General features: G+C 70.0%; 20 protein-coding genes and 1 tRNA gene. 11 read left to right on the forward strand and 10 right to left on the reverse strand.

Translation table 11 applies throughout. The annotated features are described in order from the left end of the window. Positions 1-114: 114 nt before the first annotated feature. Positions 115-348 (reverse strand): chaplin ChpH, encoded by a 234-nt coding sequence (gene chpH / locus OG741_RS08625; protein WP_405596220.1) that lies wholly within the window; start codon positions 346-348, stop codon positions 115-117. Positions 349-514: 166 nt separating this feature from the next. Next, positions 515-1,840, reverse strand: a complete 1,326-nt coding sequence (locus tag OG741_RS08630) for a M20/M25/M40 family metallo-hydrolase (RefSeq protein ID WP_328679725.1) — start codon at positions 1,838-1,840, stop codon at positions 515-517. A 184-nt stretch (positions 1,841-2,024) separates the two neighbouring features. On the opposite strand from OG741_RS08630, the gene OG741_RS08635 reads away from it, so the two are divergent. Together OG741_RS08635 and OG741_RS08640 are read left to right on the forward strand one after the other, a co-directional pair. Further along, a tRNA-Leu gene (locus OG741_RS08635) sits at positions 2,025-2,112 on the forward strand. Between the two features lie 89 nt (positions 2,113-2,201). Further along, positions 2,202-3,161 (forward strand): RluA family pseudouridine synthase, encoded by a 960-nt coding sequence (locus OG741_RS08640; RefSeq protein ID WP_405596221.1) that lies wholly within the window; start codon positions 2,202-2,204, stop codon positions 3,159-3,161. On the opposite strand, the gene OG741_RS08645 is transcribed toward OG741_RS08640, so the two are convergent. The 4 genes from OG741_RS08645 to OG741_RS08660 all read right to left on the reverse strand — a co-directional run bounded on the left by OG741_RS08645 (position 3,158) and on the right by OG741_RS08660 (position 8,026). Next, positions 3,158-4,618, reverse strand: a complete 1,461-nt coding sequence (locus tag OG741_RS08645; RefSeq protein WP_405596222.1) for an amino acid permease — start codon at positions 4,616-4,618, stop codon at positions 3,158-3,160. The two genes, OG741_RS08640 and OG741_RS08645, sit on opposite strands and share 4 nt — an antisense overlap. 282 nt (positions 4,619-4,900) lie before the next feature. Then, a complete protein-coding gene (locus OG741_RS08650) occupies positions 4,901-5,533 on the reverse strand; it encodes a cytochrome b/b6 domain-containing protein (protein WP_405596223.1) in 633 nt (210 codons plus the stop codon). Further along, positions 5,505-6,170, reverse strand: coding sequence for a molybdopterin-dependent oxidoreductase (locus OG741_RS08655; RefSeq protein ID WP_405605460.1), 666 nt, complete (start codon positions 6,168-6,170; stop codon positions 5,505-5,507). The genes OG741_RS08650 and OG741_RS08655 overlap by 29 nt, the downstream gene beginning before the upstream one ends. A 200-nt stretch (positions 6,171-6,370) precedes the next feature. Further along, positions 6,371-8,026 carry an FAD-binding dehydrogenase gene (locus tag OG741_RS08660; RefSeq protein ID WP_405596224.1) on the reverse strand — a complete coding sequence of 552 codons (1,656 nt, stop codon included), beginning with the start codon at positions 8,024-8,026 and terminating at the stop codon, positions 6,371-6,373. A 96-nt stretch (positions 8,027-8,122) separates the two neighbouring features. Here OG741_RS08660 and OG741_RS08665 point away from each other — a divergent pair, with 96 nt between their 5' ends. The 3 genes from OG741_RS08665 to OG741_RS08675 are packed head-to-tail and all read left to right on the forward strand — an operon-like array spanning position 8,123 to position 9,352. Further along, entirely contained in the window at positions 8,123-8,629 is a 507-nt protein-coding gene (locus tag OG741_RS08665) for an NUDIX domain-containing protein (protein WP_405596225.1), read from the forward strand. 10 nt (positions 8,630-8,639) lie between these two features. After that, positions 8,640-9,038, forward strand: a complete 399-nt coding sequence (locus tag OG741_RS08670; protein WP_405596226.1) for a YidH family protein — start codon at positions 8,640-8,642, stop codon at positions 9,036-9,038. Beyond that, positions 9,035-9,352: a DUF202 domain-containing protein gene (locus OG741_RS08675; RefSeq protein WP_405596227.1), complete on the forward strand. Its 318-nt coding sequence runs from the start codon at positions 9,035-9,037 to the stop codon at positions 9,350-9,352. Before OG741_RS08670 ends, OG741_RS08675 begins: the two co-directional genes overlap by 4 nt. Positions 9,353-9,359: 7 nt before the next feature. Here the strand turns inward: OG741_RS08675 and OG741_RS08680 are convergent, their stop codons facing one another. Beyond that, a complete protein-coding gene (locus OG741_RS08680) occupies positions 9,360-10,295 on the reverse strand; it encodes an NADP-dependent oxidoreductase (RefSeq protein WP_405596228.1) in 936 nt (311 codons plus the stop codon). Between the two features lie 169 nt (positions 10,296-10,464). Here OG741_RS08680 and OG741_RS08685 point away from each other — a divergent pair, with 169 nt between their 5' ends. The 4 genes from OG741_RS08685 to OG741_RS08700 all read left to right on the forward strand — a co-directional run bounded on the left by OG741_RS08685 (position 10,465) and on the right by OG741_RS08700 (position 14,170). After that, on the forward strand, positions 10,465-10,761 hold the full coding sequence (locus OG741_RS08685) for a hypothetical protein (protein ID WP_405596229.1): 297 nt from the start codon (positions 10,465-10,467) through the stop codon (positions 10,759-10,761). An 81-nt stretch (positions 10,762-10,842) separates the two neighbouring features. After that, complete coding sequence (locus OG741_RS08690) at positions 10,843-11,757, forward strand: MBL fold metallo-hydrolase (protein ID WP_405596230.1); 915 nt, start codon at positions 10,843-10,845, stop codon at positions 11,755-11,757. 169 nt (positions 11,758-11,926) lie between these two features. Continuing rightward, complete coding sequence (locus OG741_RS08695) at positions 11,927-12,949, forward strand: phosphotransferase family protein (protein ID WP_405596231.1); 1,023 nt, start codon at positions 11,927-11,929, stop codon at positions 12,947-12,949. Positions 12,950-12,955: 6 nt separating this feature from the next. Next, positions 12,956-14,170 carry an acyl-CoA dehydrogenase family protein gene (locus OG741_RS08700; RefSeq protein WP_405596232.1) on the forward strand — a complete coding sequence of 405 codons (1,215 nt, stop codon included), beginning with the start codon at positions 12,956-12,958 and terminating at the stop codon, positions 14,168-14,170. A 176-nt stretch (positions 14,171-14,346) separates the two neighbouring features. Here the strand turns inward: OG741_RS08700 and OG741_RS08705 are convergent, their stop codons facing one another. Genes OG741_RS08705 through OG741_RS08715 form a run of 3 tightly spaced genes read right to left on the reverse strand, consistent with a single transcriptional unit; the run spans position 14,347 to position 17,404 of the window. After that, positions 14,347-14,940: a TetR/AcrR family transcriptional regulator gene (locus OG741_RS08705; protein ID WP_266478161.1), complete on the reverse strand. Its 594-nt coding sequence runs from the start codon at positions 14,938-14,940 to the stop codon at positions 14,347-14,349. A gap of 50 nt (positions 14,941-14,990) precedes the next feature. Further along, positions 14,991-16,643 carry an AMP-binding protein gene (locus OG741_RS08710; RefSeq protein WP_405596233.1) on the reverse strand — a complete coding sequence of 551 codons (1,653 nt, stop codon included), beginning with the start codon at positions 16,641-16,643 and terminating at the stop codon, positions 14,991-14,993. Continuing rightward, complete coding sequence (locus OG741_RS08715; protein ID WP_405596234.1) at positions 16,640-17,404, reverse strand: SDR family oxidoreductase; 765 nt, start codon at positions 17,402-17,404, stop codon at positions 16,640-16,642. Before OG741_RS08715 ends, OG741_RS08710 begins: the two co-directional genes overlap by 4 nt. A gap of 184 nt (positions 17,405-17,588) precedes the next feature. On the opposite strand from OG741_RS08715, the gene OG741_RS08720 reads away from it, so the two are divergent. Both OG741_RS08720 and OG741_RS08725 read left to right on the forward strand, forming a co-directional pair. Beyond that, the gene (locus OG741_RS08720) at positions 17,589-18,827 is read left to right on the forward strand and encodes an exo-beta-N-acetylmuramidase NamZ domain-containing protein (protein WP_405596235.1); all 1,239 of its coding nucleotides are present in this window, start codon (positions 17,589-17,591) and stop codon (positions 18,825-18,827) included. A 274-nt stretch (positions 18,828-19,101) separates the two neighbouring features. Beyond that, positions 19,102-20,418 carry a serine-threonine protein kinase gene (locus OG741_RS08725; RefSeq protein ID WP_405596236.1) on the forward strand — a complete coding sequence of 439 codons (1,317 nt, stop codon included), beginning with the start codon at positions 19,102-19,104 and terminating at the stop codon, positions 20,416-20,418. Positions 20,419-20,473 lie beyond the last annotated feature (55 nt).

Raw genomic sequence — 20,473 nt, forward strand, 5'->3', positions numbered from 1 at the left:
GAAGTCCCGGACGTCGTGCCCGGGGCTGGAATGCCCGACGGCCCCGGAGTGCATGGCACGCACTCCGGGACCGCCCGAGTTCAAACCCAGGCCCTGGTGGGCCGAGTCACAACGTCAGTCGTTGACGCAGGTGTTGCCGAAGGTGGGGTTCAGCAGCCCGATCACGGAGACCGCGTTGCCGCACAGGTTCACCGGCACGTGGACGGGTACCTGCACGACGTTTCCGGAGAGCACGCCGGGGGAGTTCACGGCGGCACCCTGGGCACCCGCGTCGGCCATGGCCACGCCCGCACCCGCGAGCACCAGACCGCCAGTGGCAGCCGCAGCAGCGACGACCTTCTTGATCATTATTCCTCCTTGTTGGCAATGCGATCCCAGCCGCGGACCGCATCACCTGTAACGAGGAGGAGAGGGGTGGGCTACGAGCCCCTGGCTCCTTTCACTCTTTTCAGTCAAGTGCGCACACATTGACGATTATTGGAGTTTCTTTTCAGCGCATTTCACCCGCAGCGACTCAGCACCCGTCCAGGAATCGGTCAAGCACCCGCACACCGAACTTCAGACCGTCGACTGGCACCCGCTCGTCGACCCCGTGGAACATTCCCGCGAAGTCCAGCTCCGGAGGCAGCTTCAGCGGAGCGAAGCCGAAGCAGCGGATGCCCAGATCATCGAAGGACTTGGCGTCGGTGCCGCCGGAGAGCATGTACGGAACGGCACGGGCGATGGGGTCCTCCGCCTTGAGCGCGATCTGCATCGCGTCCACGAGGTCCCCGTCGAAGCTGGTCTCCAGCGCCTTGTCGCCGTGCACGTCCTCCCGCTTGACGCGCGGGCCGAGCAGCCGGTCGAGGTCGGCCAGGAACTCCTCCTCGTATCCCGGCAGGAAGCGCCCGTCGACGTGTGCGGTCGCCTGCCCGGGGATGACGTTCACCTTGTAGCCCGCGCCCAGCATGGTGGGGGCGGCGGAGTTGCGCAGCGTCGCGCCGATCATCTTCGCGATGCCGCCGAGCTTGGCGAGCGTCGCGTCCATGTCCTCCGGGTCGAGCGGCGTGCCGAGCGCGTCGGAGAGCTCGTCCAGGAAGGACCGTACGGTCTTGGTCATCCTGACCGGCCACCTGTGCCGCCCGAGCCTGCCGACTGCCTCGCAGAGCTCGGTGATGGCGTTGTCGTTGTTGGTCATCGAGCCGTGCCCCGCGGTGCCCTCGACGGTGAGGCGCATCCAGTGCATGCCCTTCTGCGCCGTCTCGACGAGATAGAGCCGCAGATTCTCGTTCACGGTGAAGGAGAAGCCACCGACCTCGCCGATGGCCTCGGTGACTCCCTCGAAGAGGTCCGGGTGCTTGTCGACGAGATACCGCGCGCCGTACGTGCCGCCCGCCTCCTCGTCCGCGAGGAAGGCCAGCACCACGTCGCGCGGGGGCTTGCGGCCGCTGCGCAGCCGGTCCCGTACGACCGCGAGGGTCATCGCGTCCATGTCCTTCATGTCGACCGCGCCGCGGCCCCAGACGCAGTCGTCGGCGATCTCGCCGGAGAAGGGGTCGTGGGTCCAGTCGTGGGCGTTCGCCGGTACGACGTCGAGGTGACCGTGGATGAGGAGCGCGGGCCGCGACGGGTCTTCGCCCTCGATCCGGGCGACCGTGGAGGCGCGCCCCTTGTGTGACTCGATGATCCTGGGTTCGAGTCCGACCTCGGCGAGCTTCTCCGCGACGTACTCGGCCGCGCCCCGCTCCCCCGGCCCCGAGTGGTCGCCGTAGTTGCTGGTGTCGATGCGGATCAGCTCACGACAGAGGTCCACGACCTCGTCCTCGCCCGAGACGGTACGGGCCGTGTTCGACTCGCTCACGCTGATTCCTCCCACTGTCGCTGCTGGTGGTTCCTCCTCATCCTCCCGCGCGCGGGCCCGGACCCCAAGGCGGCAGTCCGCCGTCGTGCGCCCTTCACAAGGACCGGCGCGTGATCGGGCACGTCCGAATGTTTGCTATGGTTTTCCACGTCGGAACGGCCCAGGGCCGCGAAACAGACACCTTGTCCGGGTGGCGGAATGGCAGACGCGCTAGCTTGAGGTGCTAGTGCCCTTTATCGGGCGTGGGGGTTCAAGTCCCCCCTCGGACACCACCAAGATCCCCACGGAATCCCGTGGGGATCTTCGCGTTCTGCCTGGTCGCGAGGCGGTGCGCCTCCAGGGTGCGCATACAGTCATCTTGGTGAGACGCAGACACAAGGCCCCGCCCGCGCCGCTCCCCCAGCGCGACGGCATCGATCCGGTACGGCTGCGGCTGCCCGCCGATCCCGACGGCGCGTGGAAGACGGTGTACGACCATCTCCTCGCCCGGTACGCCGATGCCATCGGCGCCGACAGGGTCGAGGCCCTGTTCCGGGAGGGACGCATCGTCTCCACGGACGGTCCGGTCGCCGCCGACGAGCCGTACACCGCCGGGCGCTATCTCTGGTTCCACCGCGAGTTCGCCCCCGAGGAGCGCGTGCCCTTCGAGGTCGGGATCGTCCACCGCGACGAGCGTCTGGTGATCGCCGACAAGCCGCACTTCCTTGCCACCACCCCGCGCGGCCGGCACATCACCGAGACGGCGCTCGCGCGGCTGCGACGCGATCTCGGTCTGCCCGAACTGCAGCCCGCGCACCGGCTCGACCGGCTGACCGCGGGGCTCGCGCTCTTGGTCGTGCGGCCCGGGGACCGCGGGGCGTACCAGACGCTGTTCCGGGACCGGCGGGTGCGCAAGGAGTACGAGGCGATCGCGCCGTACGACCCGGCTGTCACCCTGCCCGTGACCGTACGCAGCAGGATCGTGAAGGAGCGCGGGGTGATGGCGGCGCGTGAGGAGCCCGGCGAGCCGAACAGCGAGAGCCGGATCGAGCTGCTCGATCACCGGGGCGGGTTCGGCCGGTACCGGCTGCTGCCGGCCACCGGCCGCACCCATCAGCTGCGGGTCCATATGAACAGCCTCGGGCTGCCGCTCCTGAACGACCCGGTCTATCCGGTCGTCCAGGAGCCGGGGCCCGACGACTACTCCCGGCCGCTGCAACTCCTCGCGAAGGTGCTGGAGTTCACCGATCCGGTGACGGGAGAGCCGTACCGCTTCGAGAGCCGCCTGCGGCTGAGGCAGTTGCCCGACCCCGCGGCGGAGCCGCCAAGCGCCTGGCTTTAGGCATCTTGGCGCTCCGCTGCGATGGCGCTCACCCGGCGGCGGACGACGAACCAGCCGCCGACCAGCGCCGCCGCGATCAGCGGCAGCAGCATCACGGTCGTACGGCCGACGCCGCCGCCCCACCACATCAGGAAGGCCACGCCGGCCAGGAAGAACAGCGTGACGATCTGGGTGTACGGGGCCCAGGGCAGCCGGTAGGAAGGGCGGGTGACCCGGCCGTCCTGGGCGCGCTGCCAGAACAGCAGCGAGCAGAGCATGATCATGCCCCAGGTGCCGAGGATGCCGATCGAGGCAAGGTTCAGAACGATCTCGAAGGCCTCGTCGGGCACCTTGTAGTTGAGCGCGACGCCCAGCACGCCGAAGCCGGCGGTCAGCAGGATGCCGCCGTAGGGCACCTGGCCCTTGTTCATCCGGCCGGTGAACCTGGGCGCGGAGCCCGACAGCGCCATGGAGCGCAGGATGCGGCCGGTGGAGTACAGCCCGGAGTTCAGGCTGGACAGGGCGGCGGTCAGCACCACGAGGTTCATCACGTGGGCCGTGCCGGGGACACCGAGCTTCTCCGTGACGGTGACGAACGGGCTCTGGTCACCGGAGTACGCCGTGTACGGGAGGAGCAGCGCGAGCAGCACCACCGAGCCGACGTAGAAGAGGCCCACGCGCCACATGATCGAGTTGATCGCCTTGGGCATGATCTTCTCGGGGCTCTCGGTCTCGCCGGCCGCGACGCCGCACAGCTCGACAGAGGCGTACGCGAAGACGACGCCCTGGATGACCAGCAGCATCGGCAGCATGCCCGTGGGGAAGATGCCGCCGTTGTCGGTGACGGTGGAGAAGCCGGGGGTGTGGCCGTCGACCGGGTGCTGGGTGACCACCAGGAAGATGCCGACCAGCATGAAGGCGACGAGCGCGGCGACCTTGATGATCGCGAACCAGAATTCCATCTCGCCGAAGTACTTCACCGAGATGAGGTTGGCGGCGAGGACGACGGCGAGCGCGATCAGCGCGAGGACCCACTGCGGGACACTGCTGAACATGGCCCAGAAGTGGGCGTAGGTGGCGGCCGCGGTGATGTCGGCGACCGCGGTGGTCGACCAGTTGAGGAAGTAGAGCCAGCCTGCCGCGAAGGCGCCCTTCTCGCCCATGAACTCACGGGCGTACGAGACGAAGGCACCGGAGGACGGGCGGTAGAGGACCAGCTCGCCGAGCGCGCGGACGACGAAGAAGGCGAAGACGCCGCAGACCGCGTAGGCGATGGCGAGGGAGGGGCCCGCACTCGCCATCCGGCCGCCCGCTCCGAGGAACAGGCCGGTGCCTATCGCTCCGCCGATCGCGATCATGTTGATGTGGCGGGACTTGAGGTCCTTGCTGTAGCCGGCGTCGCCTGCGTCGACGTGGGGGGTGCTCTTCGCCGGTGCCCCGGCGGCGAGCGTTTCGGCCGCAGTGGTGCGGTCACTCATGGAGGGGTTCGCCTTCGTGAGGGGATATGGGCGGTCCCGGCCGTGGCCGGTGGGGGGCGTCACCGTGCCATGGCCCGACGGCACATATTCAGGGCAACCCTGGGATTTTGGCAGTGGCCAAGGTCACGCAGATATAGATCTGAGGTGTTTCAGAGGTTACGGCGCAGTAAAGCAAGGTCATCGAGAGACGCACCAGTCGGGCGTGACACCCCCGCCCAGGTCTTCAGGGCGCCAGTGGTGCCAGCCCGGCGAGCGCCCCTACGGCGAACTGGCGGGGGATTTCTACTCGTCCTCGCGCCACAGCGGGTGCTCCCGCTTCGCCCACGGGCGCTCGACCGACCCCGTACGCATACCCCTGCGTGCCTCCGGGTCGGCGAGCGCCATGCCGATGTGTCCGGCCAGCGCGATGCCGACGGCCAGCGACAGCCAGTCGTGCACGAACGTCGCGCTCGTACGCCACACCAGCGGCGTCAGATGTGTGAACCACATCAGCAGCCCGGTCACCAGCATCACGAGCACCGCGCCCGCGATCCACGCCGCGTACACCTTCTGCCCGGCGTTGAACTTGCCCGCCGGACGCGACGAGGGCCTGCGATCACGCCGCCGGGCAGCGCGCAGCCAGGTCCGGTCGTGCGGCCCGAAACGGTTCAGCCTGCGCAGATCGGCCCTGAAGGCGGGCGAGGCGAGACCCAGCAGGAAGGGCACCGGCAGCAGGATCCCGGACCACTCATGAAGGGTGACCACCAGGTAGCGGCGCCCCACGAGCTCGGCGATCTGCGGTACGTACAGGGCCGCCGCGGTCGCCACGCACAGCAGCATCAGCCCGGCGGTCGTACGGTGCACCCAGCGCTCGGCCCGGCTGAACCGCTTGACGCGGGCGGGCCGTTCAGACGGTGGGGGTGTCACTGCGGCCATTGGACCGGCCGACCCAGGCGTCGACGTCATAACCCCGCTCCTCCCAGTAGCCGGGCCGGACGCGGGAGGTGACGGTGATCCCGGAGAGCCATTTCGCGGACTTGTAGAAGTACATCGGCGCCATGTACAGCCGGACCGGGCCGCCGTGCGAGTGGCTGACCGGCTTGTCCTGCATCTTCAGGCAGACCAGCACATCGTCGCGGCGGGCCTGCGGGAGGGTGAGGCTCTCGCTGTACGTGCCGTCGAAGCAGGTGAAACGGATGGCCCTGGCCTCGGGGCGTACACCCGCGGCGTCGAGCAGCAGGGACAGCTTCACGCCCTCGAAGGGGGTGTCGGGGACCCGCCAGCCGGTGACGCACTGGACGTCGCGCACGACCCGGGTCTGCGGCAGCTTGCGCAGCTTGTCGAGCGTGTACGTCGCGGGGCGGTCGACGAGGCCGTCGATGGTGAGGCGGTAGTTCTGCTCGCTCTTGTGCGGCACGGAGGAGGCGACCGAGTAGTAGCGGAAACCGCCGCCGTTGGGCAGCAGTCCGGTCAGGCCGGTCGGGTCCTTGTCCGAGGCCGCGGCCAGAAAGGACTCGAGCCCCCGCTGGAGATACGGCGCGGCCACGATTCCGGCCCCGCCGAGCCCGATCATGCCGAGCACCAGGCGGCGGCCGACGGGGGCGCCCTCGGCGTCGGGGTGGTGTGTGGTCACGGTTCGATTCGAACACTCGGGGACGCGAGATGCCAGGGGATCCGGCCGCACGTCAGACTTCCGTCACACCTGGGCCTCCGCCTCTGGACCCCGCACGCGGCCTTCGGCCGCATGTCCTCGAACGCCGGACGGGCTGGAATTCACCCCACCGCCCGCGCCGCCGCCCGGCCCGCCGCGCGGCCCGAGAAGATGCAGCCGCCCAGGAACGTGCCCTCCAGTGAGCGGTAGCCGTGCACCCCGCCCCCGCCGAATCCCGCCGCCTCCCCCGCCGCGTACAGACCCGCCAGCGGCTCGCCGTCGTCGCTGAGCACCCGCGAGGACAGGTCCGTCTCCAGGCCGCCGAGCGACTTGCGGGTGAGGATGTTCAGCCGGACGGCGATCAGGGGACCGGCCTTCGGGTCGAGGATGCGGTGCGGCGCCGCCGTGCGGATGAGCTTGTCGCCCAGGTACTTGCGGGCTCCGCGGATCGCCGTGACCTGGAGGTCCTTGGTGAACGGGTTCGTGATCTCCCGGTCCCGCGCGGTGATCTCGCGCCGCAGCCGCGCCTCGTCGATCAGCGGCTCCTTGGTGAGCGCGTTCATGCCGCGTACGAGCGCGGAGAGGTCCTTCTCGACGACGAAGTCGACGCCGTTGTCCATGAACGCCTTCACCGGTCCCGGCACATCCGCCGTCGCACGCCGGATCACGTCGCGGATCGACTTCCCGGTCAGATCCGGGTTCTGCTCGGAGCCCGAGAGCGCGAACTCCTTACCGATGATCTTCTGGTCGAGCACGAACCAGGTGTGGTCGTAACCGGACTTCATGATGTGTTCGAGCGTGCCGAGGGTGTCGAAGCCGGGGAAGAGCGGGACGGGCAGCCGCTTGCCGCGCGCGTCGAGCCAGAGCGAAGAGGGTCCGGGCAGGATGCGGATTCCGTGCTTGGCCCAGATCGGGTTCCAGTTCTCGATGCCCTCGGTGTAGTGCCACATCCGGTCGCTGTTGATGTGGCTCGCGCCCGCGCGTTCCGCGATGCCGATCATCAGCCCGTCGACATGGGCGGGGACGCCGGAGAGCATCTTCTCGGGCGGGGTGCCGAGCCGCTCGGGCCACTGTGCGCGTACGAGGTCGTGGTTGCCGCCGATGCCGCCGGAGGTGACGATCACCGACTGCGCGCGGAACTCGAAGGCCCCGACGACCTCGCGGCTGCTCGCGGTGCCGCGCTCGGCGCCGGAGGGCTCGAGGACTTCGCCGCCGACCGTGTCGAGCGTGCCGCCGCTGCTGCTCAGCCCGGTGACCCGGTGACGGAACTTCAGCTGGACGAGTCCGCGGGCGACGCCTGCTCTGACCCGCCGCTCGAAGGGGGCGACGACTCCGGGGCCCGTGCCCCAGGTGATGTGGAACCGGGGTACGGAGTTGCCGTGCCCGGTGGCGTCGTAGCCGCCGCGTTCGGCCCAGCCCACGACGGGGAAGAACCGCATCCCCTGGGCGTGCAGCCAGGCCCGCTTCTCGCCGGACGCGAAGTCGACGTACGCCTCCGCCCATTGGCGGGGCCAGAGGTCCTCCTCGCGGTCGAAGCCCGCCGTGCCGAGCCAGTCCTGGAGCGCCAGCTCCCGGCTGTCCCTGATCCGCATCCGGCGCTGCTCGGGCGAGTCGACGAAGAAGAGTCCGCCGAAGGACCAGTGTGCCTGTCCGCCGATCGACTGTTCCGGCTCCTGGTCGAGCAGGATGACCTTGCGCCCTGCGTCGACGAGCTCCGCGGTGGCCACCAGGCCGGCCAGTCCTGCCCCGATCACGATCACATCAGCGTCGTACGCCATGGGTTCCATCCTTGTCGGGGGCCGGAGTGCGATGGCTCCGATCTTCGGTACGCGGCAGTAACTCGTCAACAGTTCGGCCGGTGCTTGGATGGGAACATGAATCCCGCAGACGAAATCCTGGACATCGTCGACGAGAACGACGAGGTCATCGGCCAGGCCCCGCGCGGCGAGGTGTACGCGCGCGGCATGCGCCACCGTGCGGTCTTCGTTCTGGCGAGGGACGCGCAGGACCGGATCTTCGTTCACCGCCGTACGACGATCAAGCTGGTCTTCCCGTCCCTCTACGACATGTTCGTGGGCGGCGTCGTCGGCGCGGGTGAGAGCTATGACGCGGCGGCGCTGCGCGAGGCCGAGGAGGAGCTGGGGGTCTCCGGACTCCCCGCGCCCGTGCCGCTGTTCAAGTTCCTCTACGAGCGCGGCGATCAGACCTGGTGGTCGGCCGTGTACGAGGTCCGCTGCGAGCTGCCGGTGAACCCGCAGCCCGAGGAGGTCGCCTGGCACGACTTCCTGCCCGAGCGGGAGTTGGAGGAACGGCTCGGGGAGTGGGAGTGGGTGCCGGACGGTCTCGCGGCGTACGAACGGCTGCGGGAGTCGGGCACGTAGGGTGCGACGCGTGAGCGATTTCGGACGGAGTCTGCGGCTGTGGTTCGCGCCCCAGCGGGTGAGCGAGGAGGGCGAGACTCCCGACTACCGGTTCTCGCTCGCCAATGAGCGGACCTTTCTCGCCTGGCTGCGGACGGCGCTGGCCCTGATCGGCGGCGGGTTCGCGGTCGATCAGTTTCTGCCGGACCTGGCGCGGTGGCTGCGGACCGGGATGGCGCTCGGGCTGCTGGGCGCCGGGGTGTTGTGCGCGCTGCGGGCCGTGAATCACTGGGTGCGCTGCGAGCGGGCGATGCGGCGGGGCGAGGATCTGCCGGTTTCGCGGTTCCCGACGGTGCTGAGCCTGGTGGTCGCCGCTGTCGCGGTGGCGATGGTGGTGGTCGTGCTCTTCGGCTGGGAGGGCGGGCGTTGACGGCCGCGCCGGAGCGGGATCCGGGGCTTCAGCCGGAGCGGACGAGGCTGGCGTGGCGCAGGACCACGCTGGCGTTCACCGTGGCGGCCGGGCTCGCGGCCCGGCAGGTGGGGGGCGGCGATCTGAGCACGGCCGGGCTGGTGGCGGTGGCGTTCAGTGCGCTGGTGTGGCTGGCTTTCCTGCGGGTGGCCCACTGGCGGGTGCGCGCGCTGGGCGCGGGGCCGAGGCCGCGGGTGATGTCGGACCGGGCGGCGCTGGCCGCGGTGGCGTGCACCATCGCTCTGGCCGGGTTCGCGGTGGCCATGGTCGTCTGAGGTGACCCTAGGCCTCCCAGTCGACGGTGACGACGATCTTTCCGCGGGTGCGGCCCTCGGCGTTCACGGCCTGCGCCTCGGCCGTCTGTTCCAGGGGGAAGGTCTGGTCCACATGGACGGAGATCACGCCCTGTTCGGCGAGTTCGCCGAGCGCCGCCAGCTCCGAAGCGTCGGGCCGCACCCAGCAGTAGTTGCCGCCGAGGCTCAGGACTTCGCGGTCCGCGATCGAGGCGAGCCGGCCCTCGGGCGCGAGCACCTCGGCCGCGGACTTGAGCGCGTCCCCGCCGATCGTGTCGAAGGCCGCGTCCACACCGTCGGGAGCCAGCGCGCGGACCCGGTCGGCGAGCCCGTCCCCGTACGTCACCGCCTCCGCGCCGAGCTCGCGCACATGGTCGTGGTTGCGTTCACTGGCCGTGCCGATCACGCGTGCCCCCGCGTGCTTGGCGAGCTGCACGGCGAGTGACCCGACGCCGCCCGCGGCGGCGTGCACCAGGACCGTGTCCCCGCTGTTCACCTTGAGCGCGCCGCGCAGCACCTGGTACGCGGTGAGACCGGCCAGCGGCAGCCCCGCGGCCTGCTCGAAGCTCAGGTTCAGGGGTTTGCGGGCGAGCGTACGGACGGGGGCGGCCACGTATTCGGCGAAGGTGCCGCGGCTGACGAAGTCCTCGCGTACGTATCCCATCACCTCGTCGCCGACCGCGAACTCCGTGACGGCGATGCCCGGTTGGACCACCACGCCCGAGACGTCCCAGCCGGGGATCACCGGGAACACCGGTTCGAAGAGGGCGTCGATGTAGCCCTCGCGAGCCTTCCAGTCGACCGGATTGACGGCCGCCGCGCGCACCTTGACCAGGACGGAGTCCGGTCCGACCTTGGGCTCGGGAAGCTCCCCGTACTCAAGGACCTCGGGCCCGCCGTACCGGCTGTAGCTGATCGCCTTCATGATCCGACCCTCGGCCGGGCGCGGCACCCGCGCAAGCCGGGCTGGGGCACAGGGGTGCCGGCCCCGGTTTTCCCGGGTGCGGCACGTCGCCGGGACCCGGACGAGCCGGGTCTTGAGGTCTAGCCTGAACCATGACAGAACGCCGTATATCAGATCAAAGGTGAGCTCTATGACCGTCCTCCACCATGAGCACCCCGCGCACGAGCACGTCCACGGTCCGGCCTGCGGACACGCCGAGGTCCCGCACGGCGACCACGTCGACTACGCCCACGACGGACACCTCCACCGCTCCCACTCCGGCCACTGGGACGAGTGCGAGCCCGGCGAACATGTCTCGCACAGCGGCCACGCGCACGACCACGGTCCCGGCTGCGGGCACCCGGCCGTGGAGCACGGTGACCATGTCGACTACGTCCACGACGGCCACCGGCACGCCGAACACGAAGGGCACTGGGACGACCACTGAACGCACCCCCCGGCTTCCCCCGCGCCGGGGCCGGCTGGCAGGCTCCCGCTGACCGGTCCGGCCTCGACTCGGGGAGTTCAGTTGTCCGTCAGCGATCCGTACACCGTCCAGCTCGCACCAGAGGTGCACGCCTACGTCCAGCCGGACGGCGGCTGGTGCCTGAACAACGCGGGGTTCGTGAGCGACGGGGAGTCCACCCTCCTCGTCGACACCGCCGCCACCGAGCGGCGCGCACGGGCGCTGCGTGAGGCGCTCGTCGCGACCGGGGTCCCGCTTCCGCGGACCCTCGTCAACACGCACCACCACGGCGACCACACCTACGGCAACGGGGTCTTCCTGCCCGAGGCCGTGGTGATCGGCCACGACTCCTGCCGCAGCGAGCAGCTGGCGGCCGGGCATCAGCTCCATCTCGTGTGGCCGGGCACCGACTTCGGCGACATCTCGATCATCGCCCCGACCGTGACGTACAACGACCGGCTCACGGTCCATGTCGGGGACATCGAGGTTCGGCTCATCCACCCCGGCTGCGTCGCGCACACCCCCGGGGACACGATCGTGCATCTGCCGCGGCAGCGGGTGGTCTTCACCGGGGACCTGATCTTCGAGGGCGGCACACCCTTCATCCCGATGGGCTCGCTGAGCGGGTCACTGCGGGCGCTGGACGTGCTGCGATCGCTGGACGCGACGACCGTGGTGCCGGGCCACGGCCCGGTCACCGACCCGTCGGCGTACGACGCGACAGAGCGCTATCTGCGCTACGTCGCCGAGCTGGCCGGGCAGGGGCACGCCAAGGGGCTCACTCCGCTGGAGACCGCCCGCCAGGCCGATCTCGGGGTCTTCGCCGAGCTGAGGGAAGCCGAACGACTGGTGGCAAACGTGCACCGGGCGTACGCGGAGCTGGACGGCCTGCCGGAGGGCTCCCCCTTGGATCCCGTCGCCGTCTTCGGTGACATGGCGGCGATGAACGGCGGCGTTCCGGTGGCCTGCCACGCCTGAACCGCCCGGCGGACACTCGACCGCCGTCATCCTCCATAGCCCCCTTGTAGGGATGTGGGTCTGGAGCCTGTGATCCAGACCCCGGTTCAGCGCGCGCACTGGACGACATACCGACTGGTCGGTCATCATGAGCGGGACCTTCCCTACCGCCCCCTCGGAGGTGCCACCGATGAGCTCAGTCCCCCCGCCAGGCCTCGATCCCGAGCAGTTGCGCGGCTATCTCGACCGCGAGCGTCCGGGTCTGGTGAGCGGACCGCTCGGTGTCCGGCTGATCCAGGGCGGCCGCTCCAACCTCACGTACTCCGTCACCGACGGCACCGGCCGCTGGGTCGTCCGGCGGCCCCCGCTCGGGCACGTACTGGCAACCGCGCACGACATGAAGCGCGAACACCGGGTGATCAGCGCGCTCCACCCGACCGCGGTACCGGTGCCCGAGCCTGTGCTGCTGTGCGAGGACGAGTCGGTGATCGGATCGCCGTTCTACGTCATGGAGTTCGTGGACGGCACCCCGTACCGCACGGCCGAGGAACTGGCCCCGCTCGGGCCCGAGCGCACCAGGAACGCCGTCCTCGGCCTGGTCGACACACTGGTCGAACTGCACGCCGTGGACCCCGAGTCGGTGGGCCTGTCGGACTTCGGCCGGCCCGAGGGCTTCCTCGACCGGCAGCTGCGCCGCTGGGGCAAGCAGCTCGATGCCTCTCGCAACCGCGAACTGGCCGGCATCGACGAGCTGCACGCCGCCCTCGGCCGCGCGCTGCCCGACTCCCCCGCACCCGCCGTCATCCACGGCGACTACCGGCTGGACAACGTCCTGGTCGGCCCGGACGACCGGATCAAGGCGATCCTCGACTGGGAGATGTCGACGCTGGGCGATCCACTGACCGACCTCGGTCTGCTGGTGATGTACAGCGTCAAGCTGGAGCTGCCCGAATCCCCCGTCAGCACCACCGCCGGCGCGGCGGGCCATCCGGAGGCGGCCGAGCTCATCGAGCGGTACGCCGCCCGCTCCGGGCGCGACACCTCCGCCATCTCCTGGTACACGGCCTTCGCCTGGTTCAAGCTCGCCGTGATCCTCGAGGGCATCCACTACCGCTACACCCTCGGCCAGACCGTCGGCCCAGGCTTCGACCGGATCGGCGAGCTGGTGCCCCTCTTCATCGAGCACGGCCTCACCACCCTCCAGGAAGGCTGAGTACACATGGACTTCGCATTCGACGCGCGAACCGAGGAGCTGCGGGCCAAGCTGCTCGCCTTCATGGACGAGCACGTCTACCCGGCAGAGGCCATCGAGCACGAGCAGCGCGCCCAGCTGGCCTCGCCGTGGGACACCCCGGCGATCGTGGAGGAACTCAAGGCCGAGGCACGCAAGCAGGGCCTGTGGAACCTCTTCCTCCCCGACGCGGAGCACGGGGCCGGCCTGACCAATCTGCAGTACGCGCCGCTCGCCGAGATCACCGGCCGCAGCCCGCACCTGGCGCCGACCGCGCTGAACTGCGCCGCTCCCGACACCGGGAACATGGAGGTGCTCGCGCAGTTCGCCACCGACGAGCAGAAGAAGCAGTGGCTGGAGCCGCTGCTCGCCGGGGAGATCCGGTCCGCCTTCGCGATGACCGAGCCCGAGGTCGCCTCCTCGGACGCGACGAACATCCAGACGCGGATCGACCGCGACGGCGACGACTACGTCATCAACGGCCGCAAGTGGTACATCTCCGGCGCGATGAACCCCGACTGCAAGATCTTCATCGTGATGGGCAAGTCCGACCCGGACGGCGAGGACATCCGCCGCCAGCAGTCGATGATCCTGGTCCCGCGCGACACCCCGGGCCTGGAGGTCCGGCGCGCCATGCAGGTGTACGGGTACGAGGACCACTCCCACGGCGGCCACGCCGAGGTGGTCTTCACCGATGTACGGGTACCCGCGTCGAACCTGATCGGCGAGGAGGGCGGTGGCTTCGCCATCGCCCAGGCGCGGCTCGGGCCGGGCCGTATCCACCACTGCATGCGGCTGATCGGCATGGCCGAGCGGGCGATCGAGCTCATGTGCAGGCGGGCCGTGTCCCGTCAGGCCTTCGGCAAGGCGATCGCCCAGCAGGGCGTCGTACAGAACTGGATCGCCGACGCCAGGGTCTCGGTCGAGCAGCTGCGGCTGCTCGTGCTGAAGACGGCCTGGCTGATGGACACGGTGGGCAACCGCGGGGCGCACACCGAGATCCAGGCGATCAAGATCGCGACGCCGCGGGCGGTCGTGGACATCCTCGACAAGGCGGTGCAGGTGCATGGCGCGGGCGGGGTGAGCCAGGACTTCCCGCTGGCGGAGCTGTGGGCGGCGGCGCGGACGCTGAAGCTGGCGGACGGGCCGGACGAGGTGCACCAGCGGTCGCTGGCGCGGCGGGAGTTGAAGCGGTACGTGTAGGTGGGCGGGCGGGTCTGTTCCCCTACCCGCCCCTTCCCGTAACTGGGGGCAAGCCCCCAGACCCCGCCGGGGCTTCGCCCCGGACCCCGTATGCGACCTTCGGCCGCATGTCCTCAAACGCCGGACGGGCTGAATAATTGAGGCGCGGGGGTCCGGGGGCAGCGCCCCCGGCCACGTCACGGGCGCAGCGCGCGCAGCAGGAGGTCTGCCAGGTGGTCCGCCACCTGCTGAGGGGTCAGGGGGCCGTCCGGGCGGTACCACGTCGACAGGTGGTGGACCGAGCCGAAGTGGTAGTCCACCACCAGGTCCGCGGGCGTGGCCGAGGAGAAGACCCCGCTCTGCTGGCCCTCTTCGACCAGCGCCCGGAACCGCTCGTGGTAGCGGCGGCGCTCGGCCCGCACCTGCTTGTGCTTCTCCGGGCTCAGATGGTGCATGGAGCGGAAGAAGATCGCCGCGTCGTCGAGATTGTCGATGGTCGTCACCACGACGTCCGCCGCCGCGCCGCGCAGCCGCGTCTCCACCGGCTCGTCCGCGCCTGCGAAGGCGTCGAGGCGTTCCTGCTGGAGCCGCAGCACCCGGGCGTAGACCTCCTGGAGCAGGTCTTCCTTGGAGCCGAAGTAGTGGTAGAGCGCTCCCTTGGTGACGCCGGCCGCCTCGACGATCTCCTGGACGGAGGTGCGGTCGTAGCCGCGTTCGGCGAAGAGCCGGGTGGCGGCGGCCAGCAGCCTCTGCGGGACGGGGGTGCCGTCCCCGTCCGTCGTCCTGGCCATTGCCGCCACCCGCCTTTCACTCAGTTCACTCGGTTGACTCGTGTCTTGACTTACCCGGGGAAACGCAGTTCCCGCCTGAGGATCTTCCCACTTGTCGTCTTGGGGAGCTCCGGCAGGATCTCCACCTCGCGCGGGTACTTGTACGCGGCCAGGCGCTCCGCACAGTACGCGGAGATTTCGCCCGGTTCCACGCTCGCCCCGGGGCGCAGGCTGATGTACGCCTTGACGGTCTCTCCGCGGTAGTCGTGGGGTACGCCGACGACGGCCGCCTCCCGAACCGCCCGGTGCGTGTAGAGGACGTCCTCCACCTCGCGCGGCCAGACCTTGAAGCCCGAGACGTTGATCATGTCCTTCTTGCGGTCGACGACATAGAGCCAGCCGTCGGTGTCCATGAAGCCGATGTCGCCGGTGCGCAGTTCACCGTCCGGGAAGGCCTCGGCCGTGGCCTCGGGCAGCCGCCAGTATCCGGGCACGACCTGGGGACCGCTCACCGCGATCTCGCCCTGTTCGCCGAGCGGGACGTCCTGGCCCTTCTCGTCGACGATCCGCACGATCGTGTCGGGTCCGGGCACGCCGACGGAGAGGGTGCCGGACGCCGGATCGACCGGGGCCTGTTTCTCGGGCGGTACGGAGGCGCAGGGGGCGGTGCACTCGGTGAGGCCGTAGCCGTTGTACAGGTAGGGGCCGAAGCCCTTACGGAACTTCTCGACAAGCGCGGGAGGCACCGGGGCGCCGCCGGAGGAGATCATCCGGAAGGATGCGAAGTGCTCGCGGGTGGCGGCGGGATGCGCGGCCAGCGCCATGAAGGCCGTGGAGGGGCCGACGGTGTACGCGGGCCGGTGCTCGGCGAAGGCGTCGAGGACGACGCCCGCCTCGAAGCGGTGGGCGAGGGCGAGGGTGCCCGCGTTGGCGATACAGGCGGCGAGCTCGCAGACCATGCCGGTGATGTGGAACAGCGGCGCGAGCGCGAAGTAGCAGGAGCCCTCGGGCACGGGGTGGCCGGTGCGCTGCCGTTCGGCGTTGTGGACGATCCCGCCGTGGAGGTTCATGGCACCCTTGGGAGTGCCGCTGGTGCCGGAGGTGTAGCTGATCAACGCCACGTCGGCGGGGGTGAGTTCGCGGCCTTCCGGCGCCTTCAGTCCCTGCCGGGCCACGGCCAGCAGGTCGTGGGTGTCCAGCGGGGCCGGCTGCCGCTCGAAGCCCAGGACGCGTTCGTCGTCGCGGCTCTGCAGGTCCAGTTCGCAGGCGGTGAGGGCGAGGCGTACGGGCGAGCTGGCGGCACTGTCGCGCAGATACGACTCCCAGGCACGGTCCGAACAGATCAGCACGGTGACGTCGGCGTCGCTCAGGACATGCGCGACTTCGGCCGACTTGTACATCGGGTTGAGCGGGACGACAGCCGCCCCGGCCTTCCAGGCGCCGAGCAGTGCGATCACGAAGTGTGGAGTGTTCTGCAGCATGATCGCCACGCGGTCGCCGCGGCCGACTCCGCGGGAGCCGAGATGGCCCGCGACGGAGTCGGAGAGCTCGTCGGTCTCGCGGTAGCTCAGACGCCCGTCGAAGTAGGCGAGTGCCGTGTGCTCGGGGGCTCGGGCCACGGCGGCGCGGAAGGAGTGCACGACGCTCGCGGGCGGGGTGATCGGGGCCCGCTGGGCCTCGGTGAGCTGAGCCAGCCATGGCCTCGCCGCGTAGACGGATGTCACCTCTGCGCTCCTTCCCACTTCTGCTGGATGTGGTTCATACCGCCCAGCCAGCGCTCGGGCGTCGCGGCGCGTGCCTGGTAGAACTCGGCGACCTCGGGGTGCGGCAGGATCAGGAAGCGGTCGGCCTCGATGCCCTCGAACAGCGCGTCGGCGACGTCCTCGGGCTCGATCGCGGTGGGGGCGAGGACGAGTTCGCCCGCCGATCCGGCCGCGGTGAGCATGTCCGTACGCACTCCCTGCGGGCAGATAGCGTGCACCTTCAGGCCCCGGTGGGCGTAGGTGAGCTGGAGCCACTCGGCAAAGGCGTACGCGCCGTGCTTGGAGACGCTGTAGGGGGCCGCGCCGACCATGGTGAGCAGGCCGGCGGCGGAGACGGTGGAGACGAAGCGGCCGCTGCCGCGCTCCAGCCAGTCGGGCAGCAGGGTGCGGGCCGCGCGGACGTGCGCCATCACATTGACGTCCCAGGCGGCGGCCCACACCTGCTCGTCGGCGAAGACGTCGCCGGGCGAGGCGAGTCCGGCGTTGGCGCAGTAGACGTCGACGGTGCCGTCCAGTGCGTCGCGGGCTTCTTCCACGATCTCTGAGGCGTCGCCCGGCACCGCGGTCGCGCCGATCTCGTCGGCCACGGCCTTGGTCCTGGCCGGGTCGATGTCGTTGACGACGACACGGGCGCCCTCCGCCGCGAACCGGCGGGCCAGGGCGGCTCCGATGCCGCCGCCCGCGCCCGTAACCACAACTCCAGCGCCCTGCACCGCACTCATCAAGCTCCGCCTCTCTGCGTACCGTCCCGTTTGAGCAGACTAACCAGTCGGTATGTCGCGAGGGAAGGGGGCGTGCGGCCACGGGCGCACGGGGGCCGAACCGCGCTGTCGCAATCGTTCCGCACGCCCGCCGTGCACGCTAGCGTGCGTGGCCATGACAGACAGCGACCACGGAGGTAACCCGATGAGCCTGTCCAGACGGGGTCTGCTGGCCGCCGGTGGCGCGGTGGGCGCGCTGGCCGCGGCCCCTTCGCCCGCCGCCGCCCTCGCCGTCCACCGCCGGGTCCGCACCGGCTTCGAGCGGCTGGCCGCAGACGGCTACGCGCCGCTCGCCGGACAGCGGGTCGGTGTAGTCACCAACCCGACCGGGATCACCCGGGACGTACAGCACATCGTGGATGTGATGCACGCCGACGACCGGGTGAACCTGCTCGCCGTCTTCGGCCCCGAGCACGGCTTCCGCGGCACCGCCCAGGCCGGCGGCTCAGAGGGCCGCTACGACGATCCGGCGACCGGGCTGCCCGTCTACGACACGTACACCAAGAGCGGGCAGGCCCTCGCCGACATCTTCACCGCGTCCGGCGTGGAGACGATCGTCTTCGACATCCAGGATGTCGGCGCACGCTTCTACACCTACATCTGGACCCTCTACGACTGCATGGAGGCGGCCGCGCTCGCGGGCAAGCGCTTCGTGGTCCTGGACCGGCCCAATCCGGTGACGGGCCGAGCCGCGCTGGGGCCCGTACTGGACAAGGCCTTCGCGACCTTCGTGGGTCGCGAGCCCATCACACAGGCGCACGGGATGACGGTCGCCGAGCTGGCGCTGCTGTTCAACGGCGAGTTCCTGACTCGTCCGGTGGAGCTGGAGACGGTGCGGATGACGGGCTGGCGGCGCTCGGACTTCTTCGACGAGACGGGTCTTCCCTGGGTCCCGCCGAGCCCGAACATGCCGACGCCGGACACCGCGCTGGTCTACTCGGGCACCTGCCTGTTCGAGGGCACCAATCTCTCGGAGGGCCGCGGCACGACACGTCCTTTCGAGCTCCTGGGCGCCGAAGGCATCAACCGCGCCTGGGCGGCGGCCGCGAATGGGCTCGCGCTGCCCGGTGTCCGCTTCCGCGAGGCGTACTTCACGCCGACATTCTCCAAGTTCCAGGGCAAGACGGTCGGCGGGGTCCAGCTGCATGTCCACGACCGCACGTCGTACGACCCCGTGCGGACCGGGATCGGCCTGCTGGTGACGGCGAAGCGGGTGTGGAGCGGCTTCGCCTGGCGGCCCGACAACTGGATCGACAAGCTGACGGGGTCGGCGAGGGTGCGGACGATGATCGACGCGGGGGCGGGGGCGGACGAGGTGGTGGCGGCGTGGCAGGGCGAGCTGGCCGCGTTCAGGGCCGTACGGAGGACGTACCTGAGGTACTGAGGCAATCAGACCCGTCGCGCGGGATTGGCTGAATGTGGTACGCCAGACCCGGACCATCGGGAACGTCTGGCCGGTCGATACCGAGCCGGTACGTCCGGCCGTGACGCACGACGTACTGATCCATCTCCACCGGGTATGCGCGGCCCACCGCCTCTGACCGACCGCCTGTGACCGACAGGGACCAGGCGCGATCGAGCACGGTCGTAGGTATGGCCGTTCCTCCCTTCGCGCAGGATGCTGGGGCATCGGCGGACAAAAACGGGGAGGGCCGGTCATGCCGGAAATGAGTGTGGAGCCGTACCGCGAAGTCACCTTCGACAAGGACGGCGACGTGGACGCCGCGCAGCGCGACAGTCTGGCTGAAATGGACGTCACCGATCTGGTGATGTTCGCGCACGGGTGGAACAACTCGCCCTCCGTCGCCAACCAGTTGTACTCGGCCTTCTTCGCGCCCTTCCCGGGGCTGACGGGCGAGGGGGTGCGGCTCGGATACGTGGGTGTGGTGTGGCCGTCCATGAAGTTCACGGACGAGTCGATTCCGGACTTCCGGCCGTCCGCCACGGCTCCCCCGCCGCACTCCGCACTGGAATCCGCACTGGACAAGGCGACGCAGGACGCCCTGGTCGAGCTGTTTCCCGGGCACGACGGGACGGTGCGACGGCTCGCTCAACTGCTGCATGCGCAGCCCGAGTCGGAAGCGGCCTTCGCGGAGTTCGGCTCACTGGCACGGCAGTTGGCCGAGGCACCGGTCGGCGGAGTCGGAGGGACCTGTTTCACGGACGATCTGCCCCACGACGAACAGGGCCCGCCCGCCGTCCTGTTCGAGGATTCTCTGACGATGTGCCGGAGGTTCGCGCTCGCGCTGGAGGAGAGCGTGGAGGTGACGGAGAAGGAGCCCGCCGTCGAGTCCTTCGCCGTCGGAGGCGGGCTCAAGAAGGTGTGGAAGGGCGCGAAGGAACTACTGAGGCAGACGACGTACTACGCGATGAAGCGGCGCGCCGGGAGGGTCGGCGAGCTGGGTCTCGGCCCGCTGCTGGGCCAGCTCGCCCGCTCGTCCCCCGCCGTGCGGGTGCATTTGGTGGGCCACAGCCAGGGGGCGCGGCTGGTCTCCTTCGCGCTGCGCGGGCTGCCCCACGGAGCGAACAACGTGAAGTCACTGACGCTTCTTCAGGGAGCCTTCTCGCACTATGCGTTCGCGCAGAGCCTGCCGCACGCGGCACACAGCGGCGGCGCCCTGCGCAGCATGGAGCAGCGGGTCGACGGGCCGGTGGTGGCCTGCTATTCGCGGCACGACAGCGCGCTCGGAGTGATCTATCCGCTGGCTTCCAGCCTGGCCGGGGACGACGCGAACGTGGTCGGGCTCGACAAGCGGTGGTGGGCGATGGGGCACGACGGCATCCAGGCCACGCAGCCGCTGGTCAGGCTGACGCTGGAGGAGGCGCTGCGGCAGGGGATCCCCGGCTCGGGCTGCGTCAGCGTGGACACGGCCTCGGTGGTACGGCGCGGCGGGCCTCCTGCCGGTGCGCACAGCGACATCTGCCATGAGGAGCTGGCGCGGGTGGTACTGGCCGCGGGCCGCATCGGACACTGAGGGCGATCCGGACGAAACGGCATGATCACCACCACTGGCCTGTAATGACACCCAT

The sequence above is a fragment of the Streptomyces sp. NBC_01410 genome (assembly GCF_045040195.1).
In the GTDB taxonomy this organism is placed as follows: domain Bacteria; phylum Actinomycetota; class Actinomycetes; order Streptomycetales; family Streptomycetaceae; genus Streptomyces.